25 protein-coding genes and 1 tRNA gene are annotated in these 25,104 nt (G+C 70.0%); 13 read left to right on the top strand and 13 right to left on the bottom strand.

The genetic code is table 11. The features are described from left to right. The first annotated feature begins 42 nt into the window (after positions 1–42). Complete coding sequence (locus tag IEX69_RS18485) at positions 43–1,197, top strand: sensor histidine kinase (RefSeq protein WP_085018848.1); 1,155 nt, start codon at positions 43–45, stop codon at positions 1,195–1,197. Continuing rightward, positions 1,194–1,874, top strand: coding sequence for a winged helix-turn-helix domain-containing protein (locus IEX69_RS18480; RefSeq protein ID WP_085018849.1), 681 nt, complete (start codon positions 1,194–1,196; stop codon positions 1,872–1,874). The genes IEX69_RS18485 and IEX69_RS18480 overlap by 4 nt, the downstream gene beginning before the upstream one ends. A gap of 80 nt (positions 1,875–1,954) precedes the next feature. Here the strand turns inward: IEX69_RS18480 and IEX69_RS18475 are convergent, their stop codons facing one another. Next, positions 1,955–2,581: a hypothetical protein gene (locus tag IEX69_RS18475; RefSeq protein WP_085018850.1), complete on the bottom strand. Its 627-nt coding sequence runs from the start codon at positions 2,579–2,581 to the stop codon at positions 1,955–1,957. A gap of 125 nt (positions 2,582–2,706) precedes the next feature. On the opposite strand from IEX69_RS18475, the gene IEX69_RS18470 reads away from it, so the two are divergent. Genes IEX69_RS18470 through rlmB form a run of 4 tightly spaced genes read left to right on the top strand, consistent with a single transcriptional unit; the run spans position 2,707 to position 6,846 of the window. Beyond that, positions 2,707–3,189, top strand: coding sequence for a CarD family transcriptional regulator (locus IEX69_RS18470; RefSeq protein ID WP_085018851.1), 483 nt, complete (start codon positions 2,707–2,709; stop codon positions 3,187–3,189). Then, positions 3,186–4,394, top strand: a complete 1,209-nt coding sequence (gene ispD, locus IEX69_RS18465) for a 2-C-methyl-D-erythritol 4-phosphate cytidylyltransferase (RefSeq protein WP_373284505.1) — start codon at positions 3,186–3,188, stop codon at positions 4,392–4,394. Before IEX69_RS18470 ends, ispD begins: the two co-directional genes overlap by 4 nt. 9 nt (positions 4,395–4,403) lie before the next feature. Further along, positions 4,404–5,822 (top strand): cysteine--tRNA ligase, encoded by a 1,419-nt coding sequence (gene cysS, locus IEX69_RS18460; RefSeq protein ID WP_085018853.1) that lies wholly within the window; start codon positions 4,404–4,406, stop codon positions 5,820–5,822. Continuing rightward, positions 5,815–6,846 (top strand): 23S rRNA (guanosine(2251)-2'-O)-methyltransferase RlmB, encoded by a 1,032-nt coding sequence (gene rlmB / locus IEX69_RS18455; protein ID WP_085018854.1) that lies wholly within the window; start codon positions 5,815–5,817, stop codon positions 6,844–6,846. The genes cysS and rlmB overlap by 8 nt, the downstream gene beginning before the upstream one ends. 24 nt (positions 6,847–6,870) lie before the next feature. Here the strand turns inward: rlmB and IEX69_RS18450 are convergent, their stop codons facing one another. Together IEX69_RS18450 and IEX69_RS18445 are read right to left on the bottom strand one after the other, a co-directional pair. Continuing rightward, positions 6,871–8,160 (bottom strand): DUF4032 domain-containing protein, encoded by a 1,290-nt coding sequence (locus IEX69_RS18450; protein WP_085018855.1) that lies wholly within the window; start codon positions 8,158–8,160, stop codon positions 6,871–6,873. Continuing rightward, entirely contained in the window at positions 8,157–9,257 is a 1,101-nt protein-coding gene (locus IEX69_RS18445) for an ABC transporter ATP-binding protein (protein WP_085018856.1), read from the bottom strand. Before IEX69_RS18445 ends, IEX69_RS18450 begins: the two co-directional genes overlap by 4 nt. Positions 9,258–9,528: 271 nt before the next feature. Here IEX69_RS18445 and IEX69_RS18440 point away from each other — a divergent pair, with 271 nt between their 5' ends. Continuing rightward, on the top strand, positions 9,529–10,401 hold the full coding sequence (locus IEX69_RS18440) for a DsbA family protein (RefSeq protein WP_229756456.1): 873 nt from the start codon (positions 9,529–9,531) through the stop codon (positions 10,399–10,401). Positions 10,402–10,496: 95 nt separating this feature from the next. Here the strand turns inward: IEX69_RS18440 and IEX69_RS18435 are convergent. The 5 genes from IEX69_RS18435 to msrB all read right to left on the bottom strand — a co-directional run bounded on the left by IEX69_RS18435 (position 10,497) and on the right by msrB (position 13,483). Further along, a tRNA-Thr gene (locus tag IEX69_RS18435) sits at positions 10,497–10,572 on the bottom strand. A gap of 53 nt (positions 10,573–10,625) precedes the next feature. Continuing rightward, complete coding sequence (gene msrA / locus IEX69_RS18430; protein WP_085018858.1) at positions 10,626–11,138, bottom strand: peptide-methionine (S)-S-oxide reductase MsrA; 513 nt, start codon at positions 11,136–11,138, stop codon at positions 10,626–10,628. A gap of 69 nt (positions 11,139–11,207) precedes the next feature. Further along, a complete protein-coding gene (locus IEX69_RS18425) occupies positions 11,208–12,485 on the bottom strand; it encodes an MFS transporter (protein WP_308420516.1) in 1,278 nt (425 codons plus the stop codon). Between the two features lie 47 nt (positions 12,486–12,532). Continuing rightward, a complete protein-coding gene (locus IEX69_RS18420) occupies positions 12,533–13,060 on the bottom strand; it encodes a nitroreductase family protein (RefSeq protein ID WP_174604406.1) in 528 nt (175 codons plus the stop codon). Between the two features lie 21 nt (positions 13,061–13,081). Beyond that, positions 13,082–13,483 (bottom strand): peptide-methionine (R)-S-oxide reductase MsrB, encoded by a 402-nt coding sequence (msrB, locus tag IEX69_RS18415; protein WP_115364510.1) that lies wholly within the window; start codon positions 13,481–13,483, stop codon positions 13,082–13,084. 76 nt (positions 13,484–13,559) lie between these two features. On the opposite strand from msrB, the gene IEX69_RS18410 reads away from it, so the two are divergent. The 5 genes from IEX69_RS18410 (at position 13,560) to groL (ending at position 17,278) form a co-directional block, all read left to right on the top strand. After that, positions 13,560–14,021, top strand: a complete 462-nt coding sequence (locus IEX69_RS18410; RefSeq protein WP_229756455.1) for a GNAT family N-acetyltransferase — start codon at positions 13,560–13,562, stop codon at positions 14,019–14,021. Positions 14,022–14,192: 171 nt separating this feature from the next. Continuing rightward, the gene (locus IEX69_RS18405; RefSeq protein WP_085021359.1) at positions 14,193–14,477 is read left to right on the top strand and encodes a DUF3263 domain-containing protein; all 285 of its coding nucleotides are present in this window, start codon (positions 14,193–14,195) and stop codon (positions 14,475–14,477) included. Positions 14,478–14,484: 7 nt separating this feature from the next. Beyond that, complete coding sequence (locus IEX69_RS18400; protein WP_085018860.1) at positions 14,485–15,084, top strand: LytR C-terminal domain-containing protein; 600 nt, start codon at positions 14,485–14,487, stop codon at positions 15,082–15,084. A gap of 181 nt (positions 15,085–15,265) precedes the next feature. After that, positions 15,266–15,469, top strand: coding sequence for a cold-shock protein (locus tag IEX69_RS18395; RefSeq protein WP_085018861.1), 204 nt, complete (start codon positions 15,266–15,268; stop codon positions 15,467–15,469). 189 nt (positions 15,470–15,658) lie between these two features. Continuing rightward, positions 15,659–17,278, top strand: coding sequence for a chaperonin GroEL (gene groL, locus IEX69_RS18390; RefSeq protein ID WP_085018862.1), 1,620 nt, complete (start codon positions 15,659–15,661; stop codon positions 17,276–17,278). A gap of 572 nt (positions 17,279–17,850) precedes the next feature. On the opposite strand, the gene IEX69_RS18385 is transcribed toward groL, so the two are convergent. The 5 genes from IEX69_RS18385 to IEX69_RS18365 form a co-directional block, all read right to left on the bottom strand. Next, on the bottom strand, positions 17,851–19,749 hold the full coding sequence (locus tag IEX69_RS18385) for a sensor histidine kinase (protein WP_085018863.1): 1,899 nt from the start codon (positions 19,747–19,749) through the stop codon (positions 17,851–17,853). Positions 19,750–19,759: 10 nt separating this feature from the next. Then, entirely contained in the window at positions 19,760–20,452 is a 693-nt protein-coding gene (locus IEX69_RS18380; RefSeq protein ID WP_085018864.1) for a response regulator transcription factor, read from the bottom strand. An 83-nt stretch (positions 20,453–20,535) separates the two neighbouring features. Further along, positions 20,536–22,176 (bottom strand): DNA repair helicase XPB, encoded by a 1,641-nt coding sequence (locus IEX69_RS18375; protein ID WP_085018865.1) that lies wholly within the window; start codon positions 22,174–22,176, stop codon positions 20,536–20,538. A gap of 129 nt (positions 22,177–22,305) precedes the next feature. Further along, a complete protein-coding gene (locus tag IEX69_RS18370; RefSeq protein ID WP_085018866.1) occupies positions 22,306–24,198 on the bottom strand; it encodes a helicase-associated domain-containing protein in 1,893 nt (630 codons plus the stop codon). Further along, positions 24,195–24,461 (bottom strand): hypothetical protein, encoded by a 267-nt coding sequence (locus IEX69_RS18365; RefSeq protein WP_085018867.1) that lies wholly within the window; start codon positions 24,459–24,461, stop codon positions 24,195–24,197. The genes IEX69_RS18370 and IEX69_RS18365 overlap by 4 nt, the downstream gene beginning before the upstream one ends. 76 nt (positions 24,462–24,537) lie before the next feature. Here IEX69_RS18365 and IEX69_RS18360 point away from each other — a divergent pair, with 76 nt between their 5' ends. Beyond that, the gene (locus tag IEX69_RS18360; RefSeq protein WP_085018868.1) at positions 24,538–24,918 is read left to right on the top strand and encodes a cold-shock protein; all 381 of its coding nucleotides are present in this window, start codon (positions 24,538–24,540) and stop codon (positions 24,916–24,918) included. The last annotated feature ends 186 nt before the right edge of the window (positions 24,919–25,104 follow it).

Here is a 25,104-nt window from a genome sequence, read left to right as displayed (position 1 = left end):
AGGCGCGGAAGCGCCCTCGCCAGACGAATTAGTGTAATCGTCATGGAGACAGGCTGGTTGGTGCTGTCGTCCTTGGTATTGGGGCTCGTGGTCGGCTCGGGCTTCGTGCTCGTGGTCGAGTGGGCCAGACGCAAGGGCGAGCTCGCGGCGTCGATCACCTCAGCGGCCGTGCCCGACGGGGTGGAGCAGGCGCTCGACGCGATCGAGTCGGCCGGCATCGTGCTCGACCCCTCCGGCAACGTGCTCATGGCGACGCCGAAGGCCGACCAGTACGGCCTGATCCGCCAGGGCCGCCTCGTCCACGAGGAGATCGCGGCGCACCTCGTGCAGGTCGTCAAAGAGGGCGAGCCGATCACCGACGACCTCGCGCTGGCGCGCGGGCCGTTCAGCGAGGCCCAGATCTGGATGCACGTCAGGGTCGCCCGTCTCGGCACGCGGTTCATCCTCGTGCTCGCCGACGACCGTACCGAGGCGCACCGGCTCGAGGAGGTGCGCCGCGACTTCATCGCGAACATCAGCCACGAGCTCAAGACGCCGATCGGGGCCATCACCCTGCTGTCGGAGGCGCTCGAGATGGCGGCGGACGACCCCGACCAGGTGCGGCGCTTCGCCGAGCGCATGGAGAGCGAGGCGGGCCGCCTGTCTCGGCTCACCCTCGAGATCATCGAGCTGTCCCGGCTCCAGGCGGTCGACACGCTCGCGACCGCCGAGGACGTCCGGCTCGACCACGTCATCTCCTCCGCGGTCGACCAGAACCACGTGGCGGCGAACGCGAGGGGGATGGAGCTCGCCGTGGGCGGCAAGAAGAAGGTCACGGTGCGCGGCGACGAGGCCCTGCTCACCCTCGCGGTGCACAACCTGATCGCCAACGCCGTGCAGTACTCGCCCGACGGCAGCCGCATCGGCATCGGGGTGAGGCTCGAGGCGGGGGTCGCCGAGATCGCCGTCACCGACCAGGGGATCGGCATCGGCGAGGACGATCTCCCGCGGGTGTTCGAGCGCTTCTTCCGTGTCGATCAGGCGCGGTCCCGCAACACCGGCGGCACCGGGCTCGGGCTGAGCATCGTCAAGCACGTGGTGCAGAACCACGGCGGCGACATCCGGGCCTGGTCCCAGCCCGGCAAGGGCTCGACCTTCACCATCAGACTTCCCGAGGCGGACACCGACGCCTCGGCAGCGCAAGGAGACAAAGCATGACGCACATCCTTCTCGTCGAGGACGAGGCGGCCCTCAGCGAGCCGCTGAGCTATCTGCTGCGGCGGGAGGGCTACGGGGTCACCGTGGCACCCGACGGTCCCAGCGCGCTCAGCGAGTTCGACCGCGGCGGTGTCGACATCATCCTGCTCGACCTGATGATCCCGGGCATCTCCGGCACGGAGGTCTGCCGGGAGATCCGCACGAGGTCGTCGGTGCCGATCATCATGCTGACGGCGAAGGACTCCGAGATCGACATCGTCGTGGGCCTCGAGCTCGGCGCCGACGACTACGTGACGAAGCCCTACTCGACCCGCGAGCTGCTCGCGCGCATCCGCGCCGTGCTGCGTCGTCAGGTCGACGCGCAGGACGAGGGGGAGCAGCTGCTCACGGCGGGCCCGGTCTCGATGGACGTGGAGCGCCACACCGTCGCGGTCAACGGCACCGAGGTGGCCATGCCCCTGAAGGAGTTCGAGCTCCTGGAGCTGCTGCTGCGCAACGCCGGCCGCGTGCTCACCAGGGGGCAGCTCATCGACCGGGTCTGGGGCTCGGATTACTTCGGCGACACCAAGACCCTGGACGTGCACATCAAGCGCATCCGCTCGAAGATCGAGAAGACGCCGTCGGAGCCGGAGCTGCTCGTCACCGTGCGCGGATTGGGCTACCGCTTCGAGGCCTGAGGACCGACGTCCGAGCTGGGAACGACGAAGGCCCCGCATCACTCGGATGCGGGGCCTTCGTCGTCAGCGTGGGCCGAGCGTCACTTGCCGGAGCTCGAGCCGCCCTCGGTGCCGGCCGAGTCGCCCGAGTCGCTCTCGCCCGAGTTCGAGTCGGTGTCGGGGTTCGTCGGAACGGGGGTGGGCACCGTCGTGGCGGGAGCCGTCGGGCGAGGGGTCGGCGTCGGGCTCGGGGTCGGAGCCAGGCCCGAGTACTCCGGCAGGGAGTCGTTCAGCACGGGCACGAGGACCTGCTGGCCCTCCTCGCTGCCGTACTGGAAGAAGACGGGGAACAGCGATCCGGGCTTGGAGACGTTCTCGAGGAGGATCTGGTCGCCGCCCTTGCCGCCGTAGCTCGAGATGGCCTGGTTGCCGGCCACCGACACCTTCTGCGAGACGCGCTCCCCGGTCGCCGCGTCCTCGTACTGCACGGTCAGCAGCTCGTCGGACTGCGAGGTGCTCACGAAGGAGACCAGCATGCTCGCCAGCTCCCCCTCGTCGTCGCTGATGAGGGTGGCGTTGCGGATGGAGATGTCGCCGACGTTGGCGTTCACCCCATCGGACGTCTCGACCTCGTAGACGGTCGCCTGCGGCGTGATGAACGCGCATCCGGCGGTGCCGAAGGTGACGAGCGTGGCGACCACGGCGATGGACGCGAACCGGCTTCGCACAAGGACTCCTTCAGGGTGAGGGCGCTGTGCGTTCAGCATACCGTCCGGGTGCCGACCAGCTTGTTAGGTGACCCTTACCTGGGGGCCGCTGTGGTAGACTAGACGCCGCTGGAAGGACGTCCTACATGCTTTTCGAAGTCGGTGAAACCGTCGTCTACCCCCACCACGGAGCTGCCACCATCTCCGAGGTGAAGACCCGAGTGATCAAGGGCGAGGAGAAGATCTACCTCAAGCTGCGCGTCACGCAGGGCGACCTGACGATCGAGGTCCCGGCAGACAACGTCGACCTGGTCGGCGTGCGCGACGTCATCGGCAAGGAGGGCCTCGACAAGGTGTTCGAGGTGCTGCGCGCTCCGTTCACGGAGGAGCCCACCAACTGGTCCCGCCGGTACAAGGCCAACCTCGAGAAGCTCGCCTCCGGCGACGTCATCAAGGTGAGCGAGGTCGTCCGCGACCTGTGGCGCCGCGACCAGGATCGTGGCCTCTCGGCGGGCGAGAAGCGCATGCTCGCCAAGGCTCGCCAGATCCTCATCTCCGAGCTCGCCCTCGCCGAGAAGACCGACGAGGAGAAGGCGTCGCTCGTGCTCGACGAGGTGCTCGCCTCCTGACGGCAGCGGGCTCTCGCGTGTCTGCGAGGGTTGCCGTCATCGTCGTCGCCGCAGGATCGGGCTCCAGGCTCGGCCAGTCGCGCGCGAAGGCCTTCGTCGACGTCGGCGGGCGCACCGTCCTCGATCGGGCGCTCGACCCCGTGGGCCGGCTCCGTGAGCCGGCGGAGGTCGTCGCCGTCGTGCCGGCAGGGCACGAGGGCGAAGCGTCCGAGATCCTCGCGCGCCACGACCGTCTCGCCGGCCGACACGTCGTCGTCGGCGGGGCCACGAGACACGAGTCGGTCGTCCGCGGCCTCGACCTCGTGTCCGAGACGGTCGATGTCGTCCTCGTCCACGACGCGGCCCGAGCCTTCACTCCGGCGGCGGTGTTCGACAGCGTCATCGAGGCGGTGCGGGCGAGCGGCGGGGGAGTGATCCCGGTGATGCCCGTCGTCGACACCGTGAAGAGCGTCGACGACGGCGAGCTCGTGACCGGCACGGTCGATCGTGCCCGTCTGCGCGCGGTGCAGACGCCCCAGGGCTTCCCCCGCGAGACCCTCGTGGCCGCGTACCGCGCGGCGCAGGTCGATGCCACCGACGACGCCGGCGTGGTGTTCGACGCGGGTCATCCCATCCTCACCGTCGAAGGGGATCCCTTGTCGTTCAAGATCACGACGCCCGACGACCTCCGCCGTGCCGTCGAGCACGTCTCCGGGCCCGCGATCGCGGTGCCCAGGATCGGCCAGGGCTTCGACACGCACGCCTTCGCAGGCGACGACACCGCGCTCTGGCTGGCCGGCCTCGAGTGGCCGGGCGAGCGCGGGCTCGCCGGGCACAGCGACGGCGACGTCGCCGTGCACGCGCTGTGCGACGCGCTGCTCTCCGCGGCCGGTCTCGGAGACCTCGGGAGCACGTTCGGCACGGCCGATCCGCGCTTCGCCGGTGCGCACGGAGAGGTCTTCCTCACCGAGACGCTGAGGCTCGTGACCGAGGCGGGCTTCGCCGTGGGCAACGCGAGCGTGCAGATCATCGGCAACCGGCCGCGGTTCGCTCCGCGCCGACAGGAGGCCGAGGAGCGGCTCGGCACCCTGCTGGGCGCTCCCGTGAGCATCGCCGCGACCACGACCGACGGGCTGGGCTTCGCCGGTCGGGGCGAGGGCCTCGCCGCTCTGGCGACCGCGCTGCTCGTCGTCACACGCCCGCGGTCGGCGGAGGTGTCGCCCTAGACTGTCGGAGTGACACTGCGACTGTACGACTCGAAGGACCGCGCCCTGCGCGACTTCGAGCCCCGTGTTCCCGGTGAAGCGGGCATCTACGTCTGCGGGCCCACGGTGCAGTCGTCACCCCACATCGGGCACCTCCGTTCCGCCCTCGTCTACGACCAGCTCCGGCGCTGGCTCTCGGCGAGCGGATACACGGTGACGTTCGTCCGCAACGTCACCGACATCGACGACAAGATCCTCGTCAACGCCGCGGAGTCCGACGAGCAGTGGTGGGCGCTGGCCTATCGGGTCGAGCTCGAGTTCACGGCCGCGTACTCGGCGCTCGGCATCATGCCTCCCACGTACGAGCCGCGCGCGACCGCGAGCATCCCCGAGATGCAGGCGATCATCGAGCGGCTCATCGAGCGCGGCCACGCCTACGCGCCCGACGACGGGACGGGCGACGTCTACTTCGACGTGACGAGCTGGCCGTCCTACGGCGAGCTCACCCGCCAGAACGTCGACGACATGTCCGCAGCCGCCGACTCGGAGTCGCGCGGCAAGAAGGACGTGCGCGACTTCGCGCTGTGGAAGGGGCACAAGGAGGGCGAGCCCGAGTCGGCGGCCTGGGCTTCCCCGTGGGGACGCGGGCGACCGGGCTGGCACATCGAGTGCTCGGCGATGTCGACGAAGTACCTCGGCGCCACGTTCGACATCCACGGCGGAGGACTCGACCTGCGGTTCCCGCACCACGAGAACGAGCTCGCCCAGTCGCACGCGGCAGGTGACGGCTTCGCACGGTACTGGATGCACAACGGGCTCGTGTCGACCGCGGGCCAGAAGATGTCGAAGTCGCTCGGCAACTCGGTGTTCGCCGCCGAGCTCATCGCGTCCGCGCGGCCGCTCGTGCTCCGCTACTTCCTCGGATCGGCGCACTACCGGTCGACCCTCGAGTACTACGAGGGCGCCCTCACCGAGGCGGATGCCGCCGTCTCGCGCATCGAGGGCTTCCTCGAGCGGGCCGAACGCCGCCTGGCCGGCACCCGCTTCGCGCAGTCGCTGGTGACGGTGCTCCCCGAGGAGTTCCGTGAGGCCATGGACGACGACCTCGGGGTGCCGCAGGCTCTCGCCGTCGTGCACGAGACCGTGCGCCGTGGCAACGGAGCCCTCGACGACGAGGACCTCGCCGAGGTGGCCAGGGCCGCCGGCGAGGTCATCGCGATGACCGACGTCCTCGGCATCAACCCCCTCGCTCCCGAGTGGAGCGACGACGGAGACGACGCGACGGCACGGGCGCTCGACGCCCTCGTCCAGCGTCTCGTCGCCGAGCGCGAGTCCGCGCGAGCCGCGCGCGACTGGGCGGCGGCAGACCGCATCCGCGACGATCTCGCCGCGGTGGGCATCACGATCGAAGACACCCCCACGGGGTCGCATTGGAGTCTCGATGGCTAAGTCGCAGAAGCCCGGACGCGCGGGAGCCGTCCGCAAGTCGTCGAAGGGCCGCGCCGTCGGCTCCGGCGGTCAGGGGAGGCAGGCCCTCGAGGGCAAGAAGCCGACCCCCAAGGCGGAGGACCGTCCGTACCACCCCGCGGGCAAGGCGAAGGCGGCCCGCGAGCGCTACCTCGCCGCGGGCGGCAAGGGGCGCCCCGGCGCCCGGTCGAGCACCGAGAAGGCGCGCGACGCCCAGCGCGGCACCGCGGCTCCCGCGCGACGGGTGAAGAAGACCGACGACAGCGAGATGGTGACGGGCCGGAACTCCGTGCTCGAGGCCCTCCGCACCCGGGTCCCCGCCACGACGCTCTACATCGCGGCGCGGCTCGAGATGGACGACAGGGTCAAGGAGACCCTCTCGATCGCCACCCGTCGTGGGATCCCGGTCCTGGAGGTCATGCGACCCGAGCTCGACCGGCTCACCGGACCCGACGCCGTCCACCAGGGCGTCGCGCTCAAGGTGCCGCCCTACGAGTACGCGCACCCCGAGTCCCTGCTCGACCAGATCGAGGACCGCGGAGAGGTCGCCCTCCTCGTGGCGCTCGACGGCGTGACCGATCCCCGCAACCTGGGCGCCATCATCCGCTCCACCGCCGCGTTCGGCGGTCACGGCGTGATCGTGCCGCAGCGCCGTTCCGTGGGCGTCACCGCGTCGGCGTGGAAGACCTCGGCGGGCGCGGCGGCGCGGATCCCCGTCGCGATGGCGTCGAACCTCACCCAGACCCTCGTCGCCCTCAAGCAGCGCGGCGTCTTCGTGATCGGGCTCGCGGGCGACGGCGAGGTGTCGCTGCCCGACCTGCAGCTCATCGACCAGCCGATCGTGATCGTCGTCGGCAGCGAGGGCAAGGGCCTCTCGCGCCTGGTGACCGACACCTGCGACGCGGTGGTGTCGATCCCGATCTCGTCGGCCACGGAGTCGCTCAACGCGGGCATCGCCGCGAGCGTCACCCTCTACGAGATCGCCCGCCGTCGCGCCGAGGGCTGACGCAGGGGCTCGCGCGAGCCGGCGTCAGACCTTCGAGCGCCAGTCGTCCTCGTCGGCGTCGTCGACGATCGACAGCGGGAGCGTGAGCATGCCCGTCGAGGGCTCGATCATCGTCGCCTCGTCGCGCCGGTGGCGGAGGACCTCGTTGACGTAGCTCGAGACCGCCTCGGCCAGTGGGATGTCGCGCGACTCGTTCTGGCTGATGAACCACCGGTGCTCGAGCAGCTGGTGGAAGACCTCGGCGGGTTCCAGCTTGCCGCGGAGGTCGCGGGGGATGGCGCGGATCACCGGCTCGAACACCTTCGCCAGCCACTCGTGGGCGATCATCTCCTCGTCGGCGTCCTTCTTGCCGTACCGCGCCGCGTACGCATCGAGATCGTTGAGGAGGCGGCGGGCCTGATTCTCCTGGGCGTCGAGCCCGGTGAGGCGGAGCAGCCGACGCTGGTGGTGGCCGGCATCCACGACCTTGGGCTGGATGCGCACCGTGGTGCCGCCCTCGGTGGTGCGGATGGCGAGCTCCTCGATGTCGAAGCCGAGCTCGTTGAGGCGGTTGACCCGCTCGTTGATGCGCCAGCGCTCGGAGGAGCTGAACGACTCGGGGCCGGTGAGCTCGGTCCAGAGCGAGCGGTAGGCCTTCACGATGCCGTTCGAGACGGTGATCGGATCGAGCTCCTCGTCGACGCGGCCGCCGGCCTCGAGGTCCATCAGCTCGCCGGCGATGTTGACGCGGGCGATCTCGAGATCGTTCTCGCGCTGCCCGGTCGAGAGGCCGCCGTCGTAGTACTTCCCGGTCTCCGCGTCGACGAGGTACGCCGCGAAGGCGCCCGCGTCGCGGCGGAACAGCGTGTTCGACAGCGACACGTCGCCCCAGAAGAACCCGATCATGTGCAGGCGCACGAGGAGGGCGGCGAGGGCGTCGACGAGCCGCGTGGCGGTGTCGGGTCGCAGGGTCTGCGAGAACAGGGCCCGGTAGGGAAGTGAGAACTTCAGATGGCGGGTGACCAGCACATCCGGCAGCGGGTCGCCCTCGGCGTCGACCCGGTTGCTGATGACGGCCAGAGGCTCGACGCACGGGACGTCGAGCCTCTGGAGCGTCTTCAGCATCTCGTACTCACCGTGGGCCATCTCCGAGGTCGTCTCCTTGGCGGCGACGACGTGTCCGCTCAGGTGCGCGAAGCGCACGAGGTGGCGGGAGATGCCCTTGGGGAGCGCGGCGATGAACTCGTCGGGCCAGGCGTCGAGCGGGAGGTCCCACGGAAGGTCGAGGAGTCCCGGATCGGCGATGGCCGACGTGATGGAGAACGAGGAGGTCAGCTGACGACTGCCTTGTTGCCCAGGCGCTCGCCCGACTCCACGTCGAACAGGTGCACGTGGTTCGGCGCGGCGGTGAGGTACACCTTGTCGCCGACGAACGGGTGCGAGCGGCCGTCGACGCGGGCGACGATGTCGGTGCGCTTGCCCTCGATGTCGCTGTGGCCGTAGAGGTAGCCGTCGGCTCCGAGCTCCTCGATCAGGTCGACGACGACCTCGAGGCCCTCGCCCGCGGTCGTGGAGACCACGATGTCCTCGGGACGGACGCCGATCGTGGCGACCTTCGACGGCGTCGCGGCGAGCACGTCCCTGTCGACGGGGACGATGGCCGAGCCGAAGTGGACGCCGGTGTCGGCGAGGTCGGCCTGGAACAGGTTCATCGCGGGGCTGCCGATGAAGCCGGCGACGAACACGTTGTTCGGCTTCTCGTACAGGTCGCGCGGGGTGCCGACCTGCTGCAGCAGGCCGTCCTTCAGCACGGCGATACGGTCGCCCATGGTGAGCGCCTCGGTCTGGTCGTGGGTGACGTAGACCGTGGTGACGCCCAGGCGGCGCTGGAGCGACGCGATCTGGGTGCGGGTCTGCACACGGAGCTTGGCGTCGAGGTTCGACAGCGGCTCGTCCATGAGGAACACCTGCGGCTGACGCACGATCGCGCGACCCATCGCCACGCGCTGACGCTGACCACCGGAGAGCGCCTTCGGCTTGCGGCTCAGGTAGGGCTCGAGGTCGAGCAGCTTGGCCGCCTCGAGGACGCGGGAGGCGCGCTCGTCCTTGCCGACGCCGGCGATCTTGAGTGCGAAGCCCATGTTCTCGGCCACGGTCATGTGGGGGTACAGGGCGTAGTTCTGGAAGACCATCGCGATGTCGCGATCCTTCGGCGGGATGTCGGTGACGTCGCGGTCGCCGATCAGGATGCGGCCCTCGTTGACCTCCTCGAGGCCGGCGAGCATGCGCAGCGAGGTCGACTTCCCGCAGCCCGAGGGGCCGACGAGCACGAGGAACTCGCCGTCGGCGATCTCCAGGTCGAGCTTGTCGACGGAGGCGCGAGTCGATCCCGGGTAGATCCGGGAGGCCTTGTCATACGTGACGGATGCCATGGTTCGATTTCTCCTTCACCGGCAGGTACGTGCCGGACGATCCGTAGTGAATGGATGATCAGGCCCGACGTCGTCGGCGAGCCTGAGGGACATTATGGCATGCGCAGGGCAACTCCCAGGCTCCGGTCTTTACTATGGTGGGTGAAGTCGGCGTCCCACGAGCACGGTGCAGACCCGAGTCACGAGCCCGTCCCGACGCGCCGCCGACACCCGCACGCCATCCCCCACGGAGCAATCACGTATGACTTCCGGTCGACCTCAAGACGCCCGCATGAGCAAGAACGAACGACGGGAGGCGGCGCGCGAGAAGGCGAAGCAGCTCCGTGAGCAGCAGCGGAAGAAGGACATCCGCAACCGCGCCATCCTGATCGGCTCGCTCAGCGTCGTCGTGGTCGCCATCATCGTGGGCGTCACGCTGGTGATCGTCTCCACGCTCAAGCCCGCCGGCCCCGGCCCGGCCAACATGGCCAGCGACGGCATCGTGATCGGTGAGAACTTCGTGGCGCAGACCACTCCGGGTCTCCAGCCCGGCGAGTCCCCGGTCGCCGCCGCGACGAGCGACCCGAACGTCGCCGACATCCGGGTCTACCTCGACTACATGTGCCCCTACTGCGGTCAGTTCGAGGCGACCAACAACGAGCAGATCGGCCAGTGGGTCTCTTCGGGCGCCGCGACGGTCGAGATCCACCCGATCTCGATCCTCGACCGCGGCAGTCAGGGCACGAAGTACTCGACGCGGTCGGCGAACGCCGCGGCCTGCGTGGCCAACTACTCGCCCGACCAGTTCTGGGCCTTCAACACGCTGATGTTCCAGAACCAGCCGGAGGAGAACACCTCCGGGCTCGACGACGACACGATCAAGGGGCTCGTCTCCCAGGCGGGTGCGCAGAACCTCGACCAGATCGACAGCTGCATCGACGACGGCGAGTTCAAGAGCTGGGTGGCGGATTCGACGTCCCGCGCCCTCCAGGGCCCGCTCCCCGGCACGTCCGAGGAGAAGGTGACGGGAACCCCGACCGTGCTCGTGAACGGCCAGAAGTACAGCGGCTCGCTCACCGACGCCAACGCGTTCTCGGCCTTCGTGGTCCAGGTCGTCGGCTCGGCGGAGTCGACCCCGACCCCCACCCCGGTCCCCGCCGGCTGATCCTCCGGTCGTCGCGGGCAGAGCCCCGACACGCGAGAAGGCGCCCTCCCCGTTCCCGGGGAAGGGCGCCTTCTGCGTTCTCGGCGATGCGCCGGTGGAGCCGGCTGCGGGACTCGAACCCGCAACCTACGCTTTACAAGAGCGTTGCGCTACCGATTGCGCCAAGCCGGCCGGCTCGCGTCAGTCTAGTCGACGTGATCCGGTCGGCCCCGCTGCGGTTCGGGCTACGACGCGACGGACTCGCTGCGACGGGGGAGCACCCAGCCCGGACGCGCGAAGTGGCAGGTGTAACCCCACGGGATGCGCTCCAGGTAGTCCTGGTGCTCCGGCTCGGCCTCCCAGAACGCGCCGGCGGGCTCGACCTCGGTCACGACCTTGCCCGGCCAGAGGCCGGAGGCGTCGACGTCGGCGATGGTGTCCTCCGCCACGCTGCGCTGCTCGTCGTCGGTGTAGTAGATCGCCGAGCGGTAGCTCGTCCCGACGTCGTTGCCCTGACGGTTCTTCGTCGACGGGTCGTGGATCTGGAAGAAGAACTCCAGCAGCTCCCGGTAGCTCGTCGCGGTGGGATCGAACTCGATCTCGATCGCCTCGGCGTGCGTGCCGTGGTTGCGGTAGGTGGCGTTCTCGACGTCTCCGCCGGTGTAGCCCACGCGGGTGGAGACGACTCCGGGGCGCTTGCGGATGAGATCCTGCATACCCCAGAAACAGCCACCGGCGAGTACGGCCTTCTCGGTCATGGTTCCTCCTTGTGTCACTGGATACAACACAGGAGCGAGCCGGAAAGTTCCGGGCCTCTCGGGGCGCTCTCAGCGTCCGCGGCGCCTCTCCACGGCGAACGAGATCAGGGCGACCAGGATGCCGGCCGTGGCCAGTGCGACGCCGACGAAGGCCGGCGACGTGTAGCCGAGACCGGCGGCGATGACGAGTCCGCCCAGGTAGGCGCCGAGAGAGTTGCCGATGTTGAGCGCCGAGTGGTTGAGCGCGGCGGCGACGGACTGCGCGTCGCGCGACACGTCCATCAGCCTGGTCTGCACGGCCGGTCCGGCCCCGCCGACGAAGAAGCCCACGAACAGGATCGAGGCGATCAGCCCCACCGGGGAGGCGGACGTGAGACCGAGGGCGAGGACCGAGAGTCCGAGGCCGCCCATCGCGACGATGAGGGACCGCTTGACCCCGTGGTCGGTGAACCATCCGCCGAGCAGGTTGCCCACCGTCATGCCGACACCGAACACCACCAGGACGATCGGGACGAAGGAGGCGTCGAGACCTGTCACGTCGGTCGTCAGCGGCGTCACGTAGGTGTAGACCGCGAACATGCCGCCGAACCCGACGGATCCCATGAGGAGGGTGAGCCACACCAGCGGGCGCCGGAAGGCCGAGAGCTCGTTCTTCACCGTCGCCGTCGGGTCGCCCCTGCGGAAGGGCACCGCGATCAGGACGAAGACCAGCGTGACCGCGAAGATCAGCGTCACCATCAGGTACGTCGTGCGCCATCCGAACGTCTGCCCGACGAACGTGCCGAGCGGGACGCCGACGATGTTCGCCACGGTGAGACCCGAGAGCACGAGCGAGACGCCCATCGCGCGCTTGCCCGGCCCCATGAGGGACGCGGCGACCAGCGACGCGACACCGAAGTAGGCGCCGTGCGGGATGCCGCTCACGAAGCGTGCCGCCATCACGAGCCCGAACGAGGGCAGGACGGCGCTCAGCAGGTTGCCGACCACGAAGACGCCGAGGAGCACCAGAAGCAGGCGCTTGCGCGACACGCGGGCCGCGAGGGCGGTGATCGTCGGTGCGCCGACGACGACCCCCAGGGCGTAGACCGACACCAGGATGCCCGCCGTCGCGTTGGCCGAGGCCGGATCCGCCGAATACGCGTCGGGCAGGAGGTCGGAGGCGAGGTCCGGGATGAGGCCCAGGGTCGCGAACTCGGTCACGCCGATGCCGAAGCCGCCGAGCGCGAGCGCGAGGAGAGCCGCCCAGCGCCGAGCCGTCGACACGCGGGAGACGGCGGCCGGCCCGCGAGGGGTGTCCTGGGAGGGGGAGTCTTCGTCGACTGGAGTCTTGGAGTCCAGTTCAGTCACAGTGCCTCGAGTCTACTCCGGCGCTCTCCCGCCCCCGGCCCGCGGGGTCAGAGGGTTGACAGATGCCGCTCCACGCGGATGCGGTTCCGCGGTCGCGGGCGACGTCCTGTCTCGGGGATCCCGCCCACGTAGAGCCAGCCGAGGAGCTCCTCGTCCTTGTCGAGGCGGTGGGCCTTGCGCACGGCCTTGTGACGCGTGGTCGATCCGGTGCGCCAGAACACGCCCCAGCCCTCGTCGTGCAGCACGAGGCTGAGGGCGTGGGCGACCCCGGAGGCCACGGCCTCCTGCTCCCACCGGGCCACCTTGCTCCTGCGGTAGGAGGCGACGATCGCGAGCACGAGCGGCGCTCGACGGGCCTTGGCGACGTGCTTGACCGCATCCTTCTTCGACCTGCCGTCGGCCTTCGCCAGCGCTCTGCCGAGGACGTCGCGGTCGTCTCCGCGCAGCTCGATGATGCGCCAGGGGCGCAGGCCGCTGTGATCGGCGACCTGGCCCGCGGCCTCCACGAGCTCGCGCAGCTGCGCCCGAGTCGGTGCCGCGTCGGTGACGCGCGACATCGAGCGGCGGGCGAGCATCGCCTCCTTGACCGCCCCCACTCAGGCCGCCGGCTCGAAGGTGAGGGAGATGGAGTTCATGCAGTACCGGTCGCCGGTCGGGGTCTGCGGCGCGTCGTCGAAGACGTGCCCCAGGTGGGAGCCGCAGGAGGCGCAGCGCACCTCGGTGCGGACCATGCCCAGCGAGCGGTCCTGGATGAGCTCGACCGCGTCGGACTCCGACGGGTCGTAGAAGCTGGGCCATCCGCAGTGGGAGTCGAACTTCGTCTCGCTGCGGAACAGCTCGGCGCCGCAGGCGCGACAGCGGTAGACGCCCTCGCGGTGCTCGTCGAGCAGCTTGCCGGTCCACGGGCGCTCGGTGGCCGCCTGGCGGAGCACCGCGTACTCGTCGCGGTCGAGCTCGTCGCGCCACTCGGCGTCGGTCTTGGACACCTCATACGTCATGGTGGGTTCTCCTTGTTCTCCGCACGGGGCTGAGACCGGCACGGATTCGTCCGATCATCTCAGTAAACTTCGGACGGTGACCGAACGTTCCCTGACCCAGAAGACGTGGAGCGAGCTGGAGCCGATCGAGGTCTACGGCATCGCGAAGCTGCGGACCGACGTCTTCTTCGTCGAGCAGAAGGTCGACGAGGAGGAGCTCGACTGGCGCGACGTCGAGCCCACCACCGTCCATCTGTTCATCAAGGACGGCCGGAACGTGCTCGCCTACCTCCGGGTCCTCCACGACGAGGTCGCCGAGCACGGCGGCGCCCATCGGGTGATCGGCCGGGTGGTGGTCGATCGGGCGCATCGCGGCGAGGGGCTGGCCAGGATCCTCCTCGGCAGGGCGACGGACCTCTTCGGCGACGAGCCGATGCTCCTCCACGCCCAGAGCTACATCGCACCCCTCTATGTGCGCGCGGGCTTCGAGGCGTTCGGCGAGGAGTACGTCGAGGCGGGCATCCCCCACATCTCGATGCTGCGACCGCCGTCGGCCTGAGTCGCGGATCCCTCCGGCCGGACGCACTCGGGCTTTTCCCAGCGACTGCATAGCGTCCTCTGGCCTCGCTCCTGTGCGTCTTCCCCTCTCGGGCGCGCCCGCGCCCCTATTATGACGTCAGCGCGCTGACCCGGAGCCGCGCCAGATCAAGGAAGCAGAGGTGAGATGGTCATGCCCGCAGACCACGCCGCCCGAGCGGACGAACGCTCGCTCTCCGGCCGAGACGTCCGCATCCTCAAGTTCGAGCGCAGCTGGTGGAGGCACGCCGGACAGAAGGAGTCGGCCATCCGCAAGGAGTTCGGCCTGTCGTCTGCGCGCTACTATCAGGTGCTCAGCGCGTTGATCGACTCGCCGGCGGCGCTCGCGCACGACCCGATGCTGATCAAGCGACTGCAGCGGATGCGCGACGAACGCCTCGCTGCCCGGAGCGCGCGACTGCTTCCGCACGACGACTAGGACCCGGATGGCCCAGCACACCCTCGACAGCTTCGACCACCTCCCCGCCTCCACCTCTCGGGTGGGGGCGCATCGCGGTCCGAAGCCTCGGGGGAGAGGATGGATCGTGTTCGCCTGGGCGGCGCTCGCGACGGCTCTGCTCGTCGGCGCCGGCGTGACCTACCTCGCGGTGGTCAACAACAGCATCCAGTTCGACGGGATCCTCGGCGCCGACTCGACGAGCTCGGCCGCTCCTGTCGAGACCCCGACCCCGACCCCGACCGTGACGCCCGCCGTCGATCCGCAGGCGACGGTCACCGTGCTCAACGGGACCGACGTCGCCGGGCTGGCCGGCGCCGTGGGGCAGGCCGTGGTGGCCAACGGCTGGGCGGAGCCGACCGTGGCGAACGCGAGCGAGACCGACGTGGCCACGTCGACCGTCTACTACGCCGATCCTGCCGCCGAGGCGGCCGCTCTGGCGATGTCGCAGCAGCTCGGGATCCCCGTCTCGCTCTCCTCGGCCTTCCCCGGCGCCACCCTCACGGTCGTGATCGGCGCCGACTACGCCGGACCCGGATCCGAGGGCCTCGTCCCCTCGGGAGAGGGCGAGTCCGACACCGTCGGATGACGCCGTCCGAAGGGCCCCAGAGGGCGCTTTGTTTCGCCTGTGTTTAATTCTGATTGAATCGCTGAAACGATGTGCTGAATCGGACGGTTCGGCCTCATCTGCCCCCTGACCTGCTGGTTAGTATCTGGGCAAGTCGTGGCGAACTCGCCTCGTCTTGGATTCACAGCACTTGGGAGCAGGAATGGCGAACGGGACCGTCAAGTGGTTCAACGCTGAGAAGGGCTACGGCTTCATCACCGTCGATGGCGGCGGGCAGGACGTGTTCGTCCACTACTCGGCGATCGACATGTCAGGGTACAAGGTCCTCGAGGAGGGGCAGCAGGTCGTCTTCGACGTGGGCTCCGGCTCCAAGGGGCCGCAGGCGGAGTCGGTCCGTCTCGCCTGAACCCTCATCCGATCCGCGTCGCGCGGACCGTCTCATCGACCCGGCTTCGGCCGGGTCGATGCGTTTAACGTCTCACAGTCGTCCTTCACTTGCACTCGATGCTGCCGAGTGCCAAGATTGATCTGGCACTCTCGTTCAGCGAGTGCTAAACCCTGAATCTTTGACGTCCAGGGAGGACGAGAAACACACATGGCAAAGATCATTGCTTTCGATGAGGAGGCCCGCCGCGGCCTCGAGCGTGGCCTGAACACGCTGGCCGACGCGGTGAAGGTGACCCTCGGGCCTCGCGGTCGCAACGTCGTCCTCGAGAAGAAGTGGGGCGCCCCCACGATCACCAACGACGGCGTCTCCATCGCCAAGGAGATCGAGCTCGACGACCCGTACGAGAAGATCGGCGCCGAGCTCGTCAAGGAGGTCGCCAAGAAGACCGACGACGTCGCGGGCGACGGCACCACCACCGCGACCGTGCTCGCGCAGGCGCTCGTCAAGGAGGGCCTCCGCAACGTGGCCGCCGGCGCCGACCCGATCAGCCTGAAGAAGGGCATCGAGAAGGCCGTCGCGGCCGTCTCCGCTCAGCTCGCGGCGAACGCCAAGGAGATCGAGACCAAGGACGAGATCGCGGCCACCGCATCCATCTCGGCCGCCGACCCGGAGATCGGCGCGATCATCGCCGAGGCCATCGACAAGGTCGGCAAGGAGGGTGTCGTCACCGTCGAGGAGTCGAACACCTTCGGCACCGAGCTCGAGCTGACCGAGGGCATGCGCTTCGACAAGGGCTACCTGTCGCAGTACTTCGTCACCGACCCGGAGCGCCAGGAGGCGGTCTTCGAGGACCCCTACATCCTGATCGTCAACTCCAAGGTCTCGAACATCAAGGACCTCCTGCCGATCGTCGACAAGGTGATCCAGGCGGGCAAGCAGCTGCTCATCATCGCTGAGGACGTCGACGGCGAGGCTCTGGCCACGCTCGTCGTGAACAAGATCCGCGGCATCTTCAAGTCGGTCGCCGTCAAGGCCCCCGGCTTCGGCGACCGCCGCAAGGCTCAGCTGCAGGACATCGCGATCCTCACCGGCGGCCAGGTCATCTCCGAGGAGGTCGGTCTCAAGCTCGAGAACGTCACCCTCGACCTGCTCGGCCAGGCTCGCAAGGTCGTCATCACCAAGGACGAGACCACCATCGTCGAGGGCGCGGGCGACCCCGAGGCCATCGCCGGTCGCGTCGCGCAGATCCGCGCCGAGATCGAGAACACCGACAGCGACTACGACCGCGAGAAGCTCCAGGAGCGCCTCGCGAAGCTCGCCGGCGGTGTGGCGGTCATCAAGGCCGGTGCCGCGACCGAGGTCGAGCTCAAGGAGCGCAAGCACCGCATCGAGGACGCCGTCCGCAACGCGAAGGCCGCCGTCGAGGAGGGCATCGTCGCCGGTGGTGGCGTGGCCCTCATCCAGGCCGGTACCGCCGCGTTCGACACGCTCGAGCTCTCGGGCGACGAGGCGACCGGTGCGAACATCGTCAAGGTCGCCATCGAGGCTCCGCTGAAGCAGATCGCGTTCAACGCCGGCCTCGAGCCCGGCGTCGTCGCTGCCAAGGTGCGCGAGCTGCCCGCGGGTCATGGCCTCAACGCCGCGACCGGCGAGTACGTCGACCTGCTCGCTGCGGGCATCATCGACCCGGCCAAGGTCACCCGCTCGGCGCTGCAGAACGCTGCGTCGATCGCCGGCCTGTTCCTCACCACGGAGGCCGTCGTCGCCGACAAGCCGGAGAAGGCCGCGGCCGCTCCCGCCGACCCGACCGGTGGCATGGACTTCTAGTCCACCACGCACCACAGAAGAGGGCGGTCCCCACCGGGGCCGCCCTCTTCTGCGTGTCTGGGGCCGTGCGTCGCGAGTGCATCCAGGAGGCGCGGCTGGGCAGCGGTGCGTCCCGCGCCTTCTGGGTGTGTGCGCCGTGTGTCGCGAGTGCACCCAGCAGGCGCGGCTGGGGAGCGGTGCGTCCCGCGCCTTCTGGGTGTGTGGGCCGTGCCTCGTGAGTGCACCCAGAAGGCGCGGCCGGGGAGCTGTGCATCCCGCACTTTCTGGGTGTGTGGAAGCCTGGCCGCGAGCGGCGGAGGCTCCTGTCCCGCGCCGGTCCGGCCGGCCGTCCGCGGGGCCAACTCCGGAGATCCGAGTCCGTGCGGGCCAACTCCGGACTTCTGCCGGCGTGGCGCGCCGAATCTCCGGAGTTGCCTTCCGCGGTGCCGCACTCGTGCGGACAGGCAGGGCAGGCCCTTTTCAGGAACTACGTGCGTTCTCAGGACGGTTCGTCCTGAGAACGGACGATCTCGGCGCTCCGTCCTGAGAACGGACGGCTCGGACCTCGCCGTTCAGGGAGGTGGCGCCCGTGGCTACGAGAGGTACGCGGTGGTCGTGGACGAGGGGCCCTCGCCCTCGTCGCCGTCCGCATCCGTCGGCGTAGCGGATGCGGATGCGGATGCGGATGCGGGCGGGGTCGCGGCGGACGCGGCCGCGGCGGCGCGGGCGTCGCGGGGAGTGGGGGCGGGGGATCCGGGGACGGGCACGAGGGGGAGGGTGACGCGGAAGGTGGCGCCGCCGCCCGGGGTCTCGAGAGCCTCGACGGTGCCCTGGTGCGTGGCGACGATCGACGCGACGATCGCGAGCCCGAGTCCGCTGCCGCCGGTCTCGCGGGCACGGGAGGTGTCGGCGCGCCAGAACCGCTGGAAGATCTTCTCGCGGATCTGCGGGGGGATGCCCTCACCGTGGTCGATGACGTCGAGCACGGCCACCCGGCGGGTGTCGTCGGCGCTCACCGCGATGTCGATCGGACTGTCGTCGGGGGTGTAGCGGAGCGCGTTCCCCACGAGGTTCGCGATCACCTGGCGGATCTTGTTCTCCTCCGCCAGCACGATCGGCCTGGTCAGCGAGGCGGTGGGGATGGGGGCGGTCTCGTCGGCCGACTGCGCGATGCCGGGGATCGGCACCGGCGCGGTCCGACCGCGGCGACGCAGGCGGGCTCCGAGCGCGGCGATCGGGCGCGTGGCCGTCGACACCCCACGCGGCGGCTTGGCCGGCGCGACCCCGGTGGGGGCGGGCGCGGACTCCGGGGCGACGGCCGACGACTCGGACGAGGAGGCGGGTGCCGGCGCGGGTGCGGGTGCGGCGTCGAGCGCCGGCAGCACGGGGGTGATCGCCACCTCCGACGGCCCCAGCGGCGTGATGACCGAGATCACCCGCTGGGGGCTGGATGCGCGTGCATCCATCGCCGCATCCATCGCGAGCGGGACCAGGTCGACGCGGGAGAGCTGGAGCGGACGGGTCTCGTCGAGGCGAGCGAGCTCGAGGAGGTCCTCCACGAGCGTCGACATGCGGATCGCCTCCTTCTCGATGCGCTCCATGGCCGACGCGACGTCCTCGGGGGTCTGCAGTGCCCCCATCCGGTACAGCTCGGCGTAGCCGCGCACCGAGACGAGGGGGGTGCGCAGCTCGTGCGACGCATCGCCCACGAAGCGCCGCATCTGGTCGATGGTGCGGGCTCTATCGGCGAACGCGCGGTCGATGCGCGAGAGCATGGTGTTGAGGGAGCGGTTGAGTCGTCCGACCTCGGTGTTGGGGATGTCGTCGGAGAGCCGCTGGCTGAAGTCGCCGTCGGCGATCGCTGCCGCCGTGCGCTCCACCGCGCGGAGCGGCCCGAACGTGGACGTGACGAGGAGTCGCGTCAGCATGGCGCCCAGGATGACCACACCGATGCCGAACGCCAGGAAGATCGAGAGGTAGGTGGCGGTGGTGCGTTCCGTCGCGGTGAGCGCCTGCGCGATGACGATGCTTCCCTGCGACCCGTCGGTGCCGATGTACACGATCGTGGAGACGGCGTGCCACTCGGTGCGCTGGTCGAGGGACTCGGTGGTGAACACCTTGCCCTCGAGCAGGTTCGTCGAGTCGAGCGACACGGCCGCGGATGGCATGGCGTTGGTGTCGTTCGCGCCCCAGTTGCTGATCAGCAGGTTGCCGGACGCGTCGTACAGCCCGACGAAGTAGTCGTCGGGGGCCGACTGGATGTCCTGCAGCTTGAACTCACCCGGTTCGGCTCCCGGACCGAGGAAGGGGGAGGGGTCCTTCGCGGCGCTGTCGAGCTGGGAGTCGACCTGCGTGAGCAGGTAGGAGCGCAGCACCAGCATCGTCCCGATGCCCGAGACCACCAGCCCGAAGGTCAGCATCAGCACCGTGACGCCGGTGATCTTGGTGCGCAGTGAGATCGAGTTCCACTGCTTCAGGAGCGCGTTGTGCATCCCGGAAAGACTACGAGGCCTTGCTGACCTTCAGCATGTAGCCGAACCCGCGCTTGGTCTGGATGAGCGACTCGTCGGTGTGCGCATCCAGCTTGCGGCGGAGGTAGGAGATGTAGGACTCGACGATGCCGGCGTCGCCGTTGAAGTCGTACTCCCACACGTGGTCGAGGATCTGCGCCTTCGACAGCACCCGGTTGGGGTTCAGCATGAGGTACCGCAGCAGCTTGAACTCGGTGGGGGAGAGCTCGATCGCGACGTCGCCGACGAACACCTCGTGCGTGTCCTGGTCCATGGTCAGGTCGCCGGCGCGGATGATGGCGTCCTCATCGGCCTGCATGGTGCGGCGGAGGATGGCCTTGATGCGCGCGACGATCTCGTCGAGGCTGAACGGCTTGGTGACGTAGTCGTCGCCGCCGACCGTCAGGCCGGTGATCTTGTCCTCTGTGTCGTCCTTCGCGGTGAGGAAGAGGATGGGGGCGGTGTACCCGGCCGCGCGGAGCCGCTTGGTGACGCCGAAGCCGTTCATGTCGGGGAGCATCACGTCGAGGATGATGAGATCGGGCTCCTCCTCCAGCACCGCGGAGATCGTCTGCGCACCGTTGTTCACGGCGCGCACGGCGAACCCTGCGAAGCGCAGGCTCGTGGTGAGCAGATCGCGGATGTTGGGTTCGTCGTCGACGATGAGGATGCGGGGGCCGGTCATGGCACCATTCTCTGCGCGTCAGCTGTGTCGAACCTGAACGTCAGTCGGGCGCGGTCGGTGCGCGGCCGGGGTGCCGCGTGGGTCTACGCTGCGATCGTGTCGGCGTCGAGGATCCGGTACGAGTAGCCCTGCTCGGCGAGGAACCGCTGGCGGTTCTGAGCGAACTCGGCGTCCACCGTGTCGCGCGTGACGAGCGTGTAGAACGAGGCGGTGTGGCCGGACTCCTTGGGTCGGAGCAGCCGGCCGAGCCGCTGCGCCTCCTCCTGCCGCGATCCGAAGGAGCCCGACACCTGGATGGCCACCGACGCCTCCGGGAGGTCGACCGAGAAGTTGGCGACCTTGCTGACCACGAGGATCCGCTCCTCCCCGTCGCGGAACGCCTGGAACAGCCGCTCGCGCTCGTCGACCGGGGTGGCGCCGGTGATCTGCGGGACGTCGAGGGCCTCCGACAGCGCCTCGAGCTGGTCGAGGTACTGCCCGATGACGAGCACCTGCTCGCCCGGGTGACGGTCGATCAGCTCGCGCGTGGCGGCGAGCTTCTCGGGGGCGCTCGCCGCGAGGCGGTAGCGCTCGTCGTCGGCCGCCGCGGCGTACTCGAGCCGCTCCGAGTGCGACAGGTCGACCCGCACCTCGAAGCACTCCGCGGGGGAGATGTAGCCCTGCGCCTCGATCTCCTTCCAGGGCGCGTCGTAGCGCTTGGGCCCGATCAGGCTGAAGACGTCGGACTCGCGACCGTCCTCCCGCACGAGCGTCGCCGTGAGGCCGAGCCGACGGCGAGCCTGGAGGTCGGCGGTGAGCTTGAACACGGGGGCGGGGAGGAGGTGCACCTCGTCGTAGACGATGAGGCCCCAGTCGAGCGCGTCGAGCAGCTCGAGGTGGCGGTACGCCCCGCCGCGCTTGGAGGTGAGGATCTGGTAGGTCGCAATCGTGACCGGCTTGACGTCCTTCACCGCGCCCGAGTACTCGCCGATCTCGTCCTCGGTGAGGCTCGTGCGACGGAGCAGCTCGCTGCGCCACTGCCTCGCCGAGACGGTGTTGGTGACGAGGATGAGCGTGTTCGCCTTGATCTCGGCCATCGCGCCCGCGCCCACCAGCGTCTTGCCCGCGCCGCAGGGGAGCACGACGACTCCCGAGCCATGGTCGACGAAGCTCGTGACGGCCTGCTGCTGGTAGTCGCGCAGGTGCCACGCGGTCTCGTCGAGGTCGATGTCGTGGGGCGTGCCCGGCGTGAAGCCGGCGAGGTCGTCGGCGGGCCAGCCGAGCTTGATGAGCTCCTGCTTGAGCTGCCCGCGTGCCCACGCCTGCACCGTGTACGAGGTGTCGTCGACCCGCCCGGTGAGGAGGGGTGCGACGCGCTTGCCGCGGGCGATCTCCGACAGGATCGCGGGCTCGGTGGAGCGCAGGACGAGCTCGCCGTCGTCGCGGCGGTCGATCACGAGCCTGCCGTAGCGGGCGACGGTCTCGGCGACGTCGACGCTCACCGCCTGCGGCACCGGGAACTTCGACCAGCGCTCGAGCACGCCCAGGATCTCGTCGGAGGTGTGGCCCGCGGCGCGCGCGTTCCACAGGCCGAGCCGCGTCACCCGGTAGGTGTGCACGTGCTCGGGAGCGCGCTCCAGCTCGGCGAAGGCCGCGAGCTCGTGGCGCGCGGCTTCGGCGTCGGGATGGGCGACCTCGAGGAGCACGGTGCGGTCGCTCTGGACGATGAGAGGTCCGTTGGGCATGACCGTCCATCCTACCCGCGATGGTGGGGGTGGCGGCCCGCGGGGCCGCGTCGGCGGTCTCGACGGATGCGGTGGGCGGTTCTACCCGGATGCGCCCGCGGCGGTTCTACGCGGATGCGGTGGGCGGTTCTACGTGGATGCACCCGCGGCGTCGGTCTCGGGCGCGACGTCGTCGATGCTCCGGAGGGGGACCGTGCGCTCCACGCCGGCCCCCGTGTCGGAGAACCGCAACCTCCCGCCGGAGAGTCCGAGCGGCAGCGCGACGATCACGCGCAGGGTGCCGTCGGGCATCCGGACGCCGAGACGCACCCTCTCGCGGGCGCGGAGGGCTCTCTCGAGCTCGCGGGTGTTCCAGGCGGAGGTGTCGTCGACCATCGGCGGCGTGGCGGCGAGCAGGCGCGTGGCCACCTGCAGGGCCTCGGTCCTCGGCGATCCGTCGAGCGTCCCCTCGGTCTGGGGCGGGTGTGCGATCCTCGCCCTCGACAGGGGGACCTCCCGTCCGTCCTGCCACGCGCTGGGGGCGTAGCCGGCGTCGACGAGCATCCAGTAGACCGCGTCGCGCGCTCGCGACGTGCGGAGGGTCGCCGCGTCGATCCGCTCGAGCCGGAGGGCGGACAGCGACTGGTGGACGGAGATCTCCTCGGTGAGCCGCGCCTCGTCCGCCTTGATCAGCGTGTCGCCGTCGACCGATTCGACACGCAGTCGCCCATGGGCGGCCGCAGCCTCGCGGAGGAGGTAGTCGAGCGCCTGGGGGATGCCGGTGAGAGAGAGGCGCACGAGCAGGTCGCGCATCCGCTCCTCCGTCACCCCGGCGGAGAGAGCGCGATCGAGGCTTCCGCGAGAGATCCGGTACGTGGTCGCGAGTCCGCGCGACTCGACGGTCGCGAGCTCGCGAAGGCGGGCGTCGAGGTCGGGAGCGAGCGGGCCGGGCGACACGATCGACAGATCGTCGAGCAGATAGACCCGGTCGACCGGGGTGGGGAAGGACCCGGCGAACGCCTCCGGACCCGCGGAGCCCGAGAGCGCGTTCCCGAGCGAGGACGGGTGGCCGGAGGCCACCAGCCCGAGCGCATCCGCCATCGCCGTCGCGGTCGGCACGGCCTCGACGACCTCCGCGGAGACGGCGGGGAAGGCCGCTCTGAGCGCCGTCAGGAGGGCGGACGGGTCCGCCAGCAGGGACGGGCGGTCGATCACGACCGACGCGAGCGGACGCGGCAGCGCCCTGAACCACCCCACGAGGAGGCGATGCCAGCGCTCGGGCGCGGGAAGGGTCGACCAGGAGGCCGCCTCGTCCGTCGGCAGGAGGAGATCGGACTCGACGGCGGCGAGGCCCGCGTCGAGCGCGAGCTGGGCGAGCTGCGACACGTCGGCGTGCTGCGGGTCGAGGTCCGTGCTCAGGCGGCGCTCGTCGGCCACCGCGATGCCGCCGCGGGCGCGCCAGCGCACCCGCGAGCCGCGGAGGACGTCGAGGAGCTCGTGCACGCCGAGCACCGCGGCGGTGGCGCGCTCCGCGGCGTCCGCCTCGACGGAGGGGGTGGTGCCGATGGAGGGGTCGGTGCCGACGGCGGGGTCGGTCGGAGCGGGGAGCGCGTCGTCGGAGGGGTGCTCGGCGCGCGGTGCGTCCGCGAGGACGCGGGCCGCCACCGCCACGACGGGAGCGAACGGGCGGCCGTGCTGGTCGATGAGGGCGAGCCGCCGCGCCGTGCGGGCGCTCTCGCTGGGATCGGCGTCGTCCGCCTCGTCTGTGTCGCTCGCGCTGCTCACGTCGCTCGCGCTGCTCACGTCGCTCGCGCTGCTCGCCTCGCTCGCGTCGAGCGGCTCACCCGCGGCGAGTCGCTCGAGCGCTCCTCGCGGCAGCGGGGCGAGCGCGGCGAGGATCGAGGCGTCGTCGAGCAGGGCGTCGGCGAGATCGAAGAGATCGCGCAGGGATCGTCCGCCGATCTCCCTGGCGGTCAGGAGAGTCGCCAGGTCGTCGGCGTCGCGAGCCGACAGCTCACGCGCGAGGTCGAGCGGTGCGCTCACCGACCCCCGTTGCGGTTCTCGCGGCCGCGGGCGCGGATGCTGATGATGAGGAGCACGAAGATCAGCACGAAGCCGATCGGCAGACCGATCACCGGGAGCAGCCCGATCACGGGCCAGGGGGCCGGGGTGAAGTCGTGGACTCCGACGGCCGTCGCGATGATGATCGCGAAGAAGCACAGCACCGACAGGCCGATCACCGAGATGATCATGAACCCGAGGGTGCGCTGAAGGCGGCTCGCAGGCTGCCGTTGGTCGTCGCTCACGCTTCCAAGGATACGGGCAACGGTAAACTCATCTGAGCCGCGAGAACCGCGGCGACAGCGACGAGGAGTTCGACAGATGCCGACCGGCAAGGTGAAGTTCTACGACGAGGAGAAGGGCTTCGGGTTCGTCAGCACCGACGACGGCCAGGAGGTCTTCCTGCACGCGTCGGCCCTGCCCGCCGGCGCGAAGGTGAAGGCGGGCACGCGGCTCGAGTTCGGCATCGCCGACGGCAAGCGCGGTGCGCAGGCGCTCTCGGCGCGGCTGCTCGAGGCCCCCGTCAGCATGGTGAAGATGTCGCGCAAGCCCGCCGACGACATGGCGGTCATCGTGGAGGACCTCGTGAAGGTGCTCGACGCGGTGGGCGGGAACCTCAAGCGCGGGCGCTACCCCGACAACGCCCACAGCCGCAAGGTCGCGACGCTGCTGCGCCGGGTGGCCGACGAGCTCGACGCGTGAGCGGGACCGACGCCGGGGACGCCCTGGGCTCGGACGCTGAGCGCGCGGACGCGCCCTCCGGTCCGGATGCGGATGCTCTCGTGAGCCCGGATGCACCTTCGGATGCGGGTGTGGATGCGCTTGTGGGTGCTGATGCGGATGCGCCTGTGAGCGCGGATGCGCCTTCCAACGCCGCTGCACCTTCGG

The sequence above is a fragment of the Cnuibacter physcomitrellae genome (genome assembly GCF_014640535.1).
Taxonomy (GTDB): Bacteria; Actinomycetota; Actinomycetes; order Actinomycetales; family Microbacteriaceae; genus Cnuibacter; species Cnuibacter physcomitrellae.
Note: the sequence above shows the minus strand (reverse complement) of the source record. Positions and strands in the feature narration are given on the sequence as shown.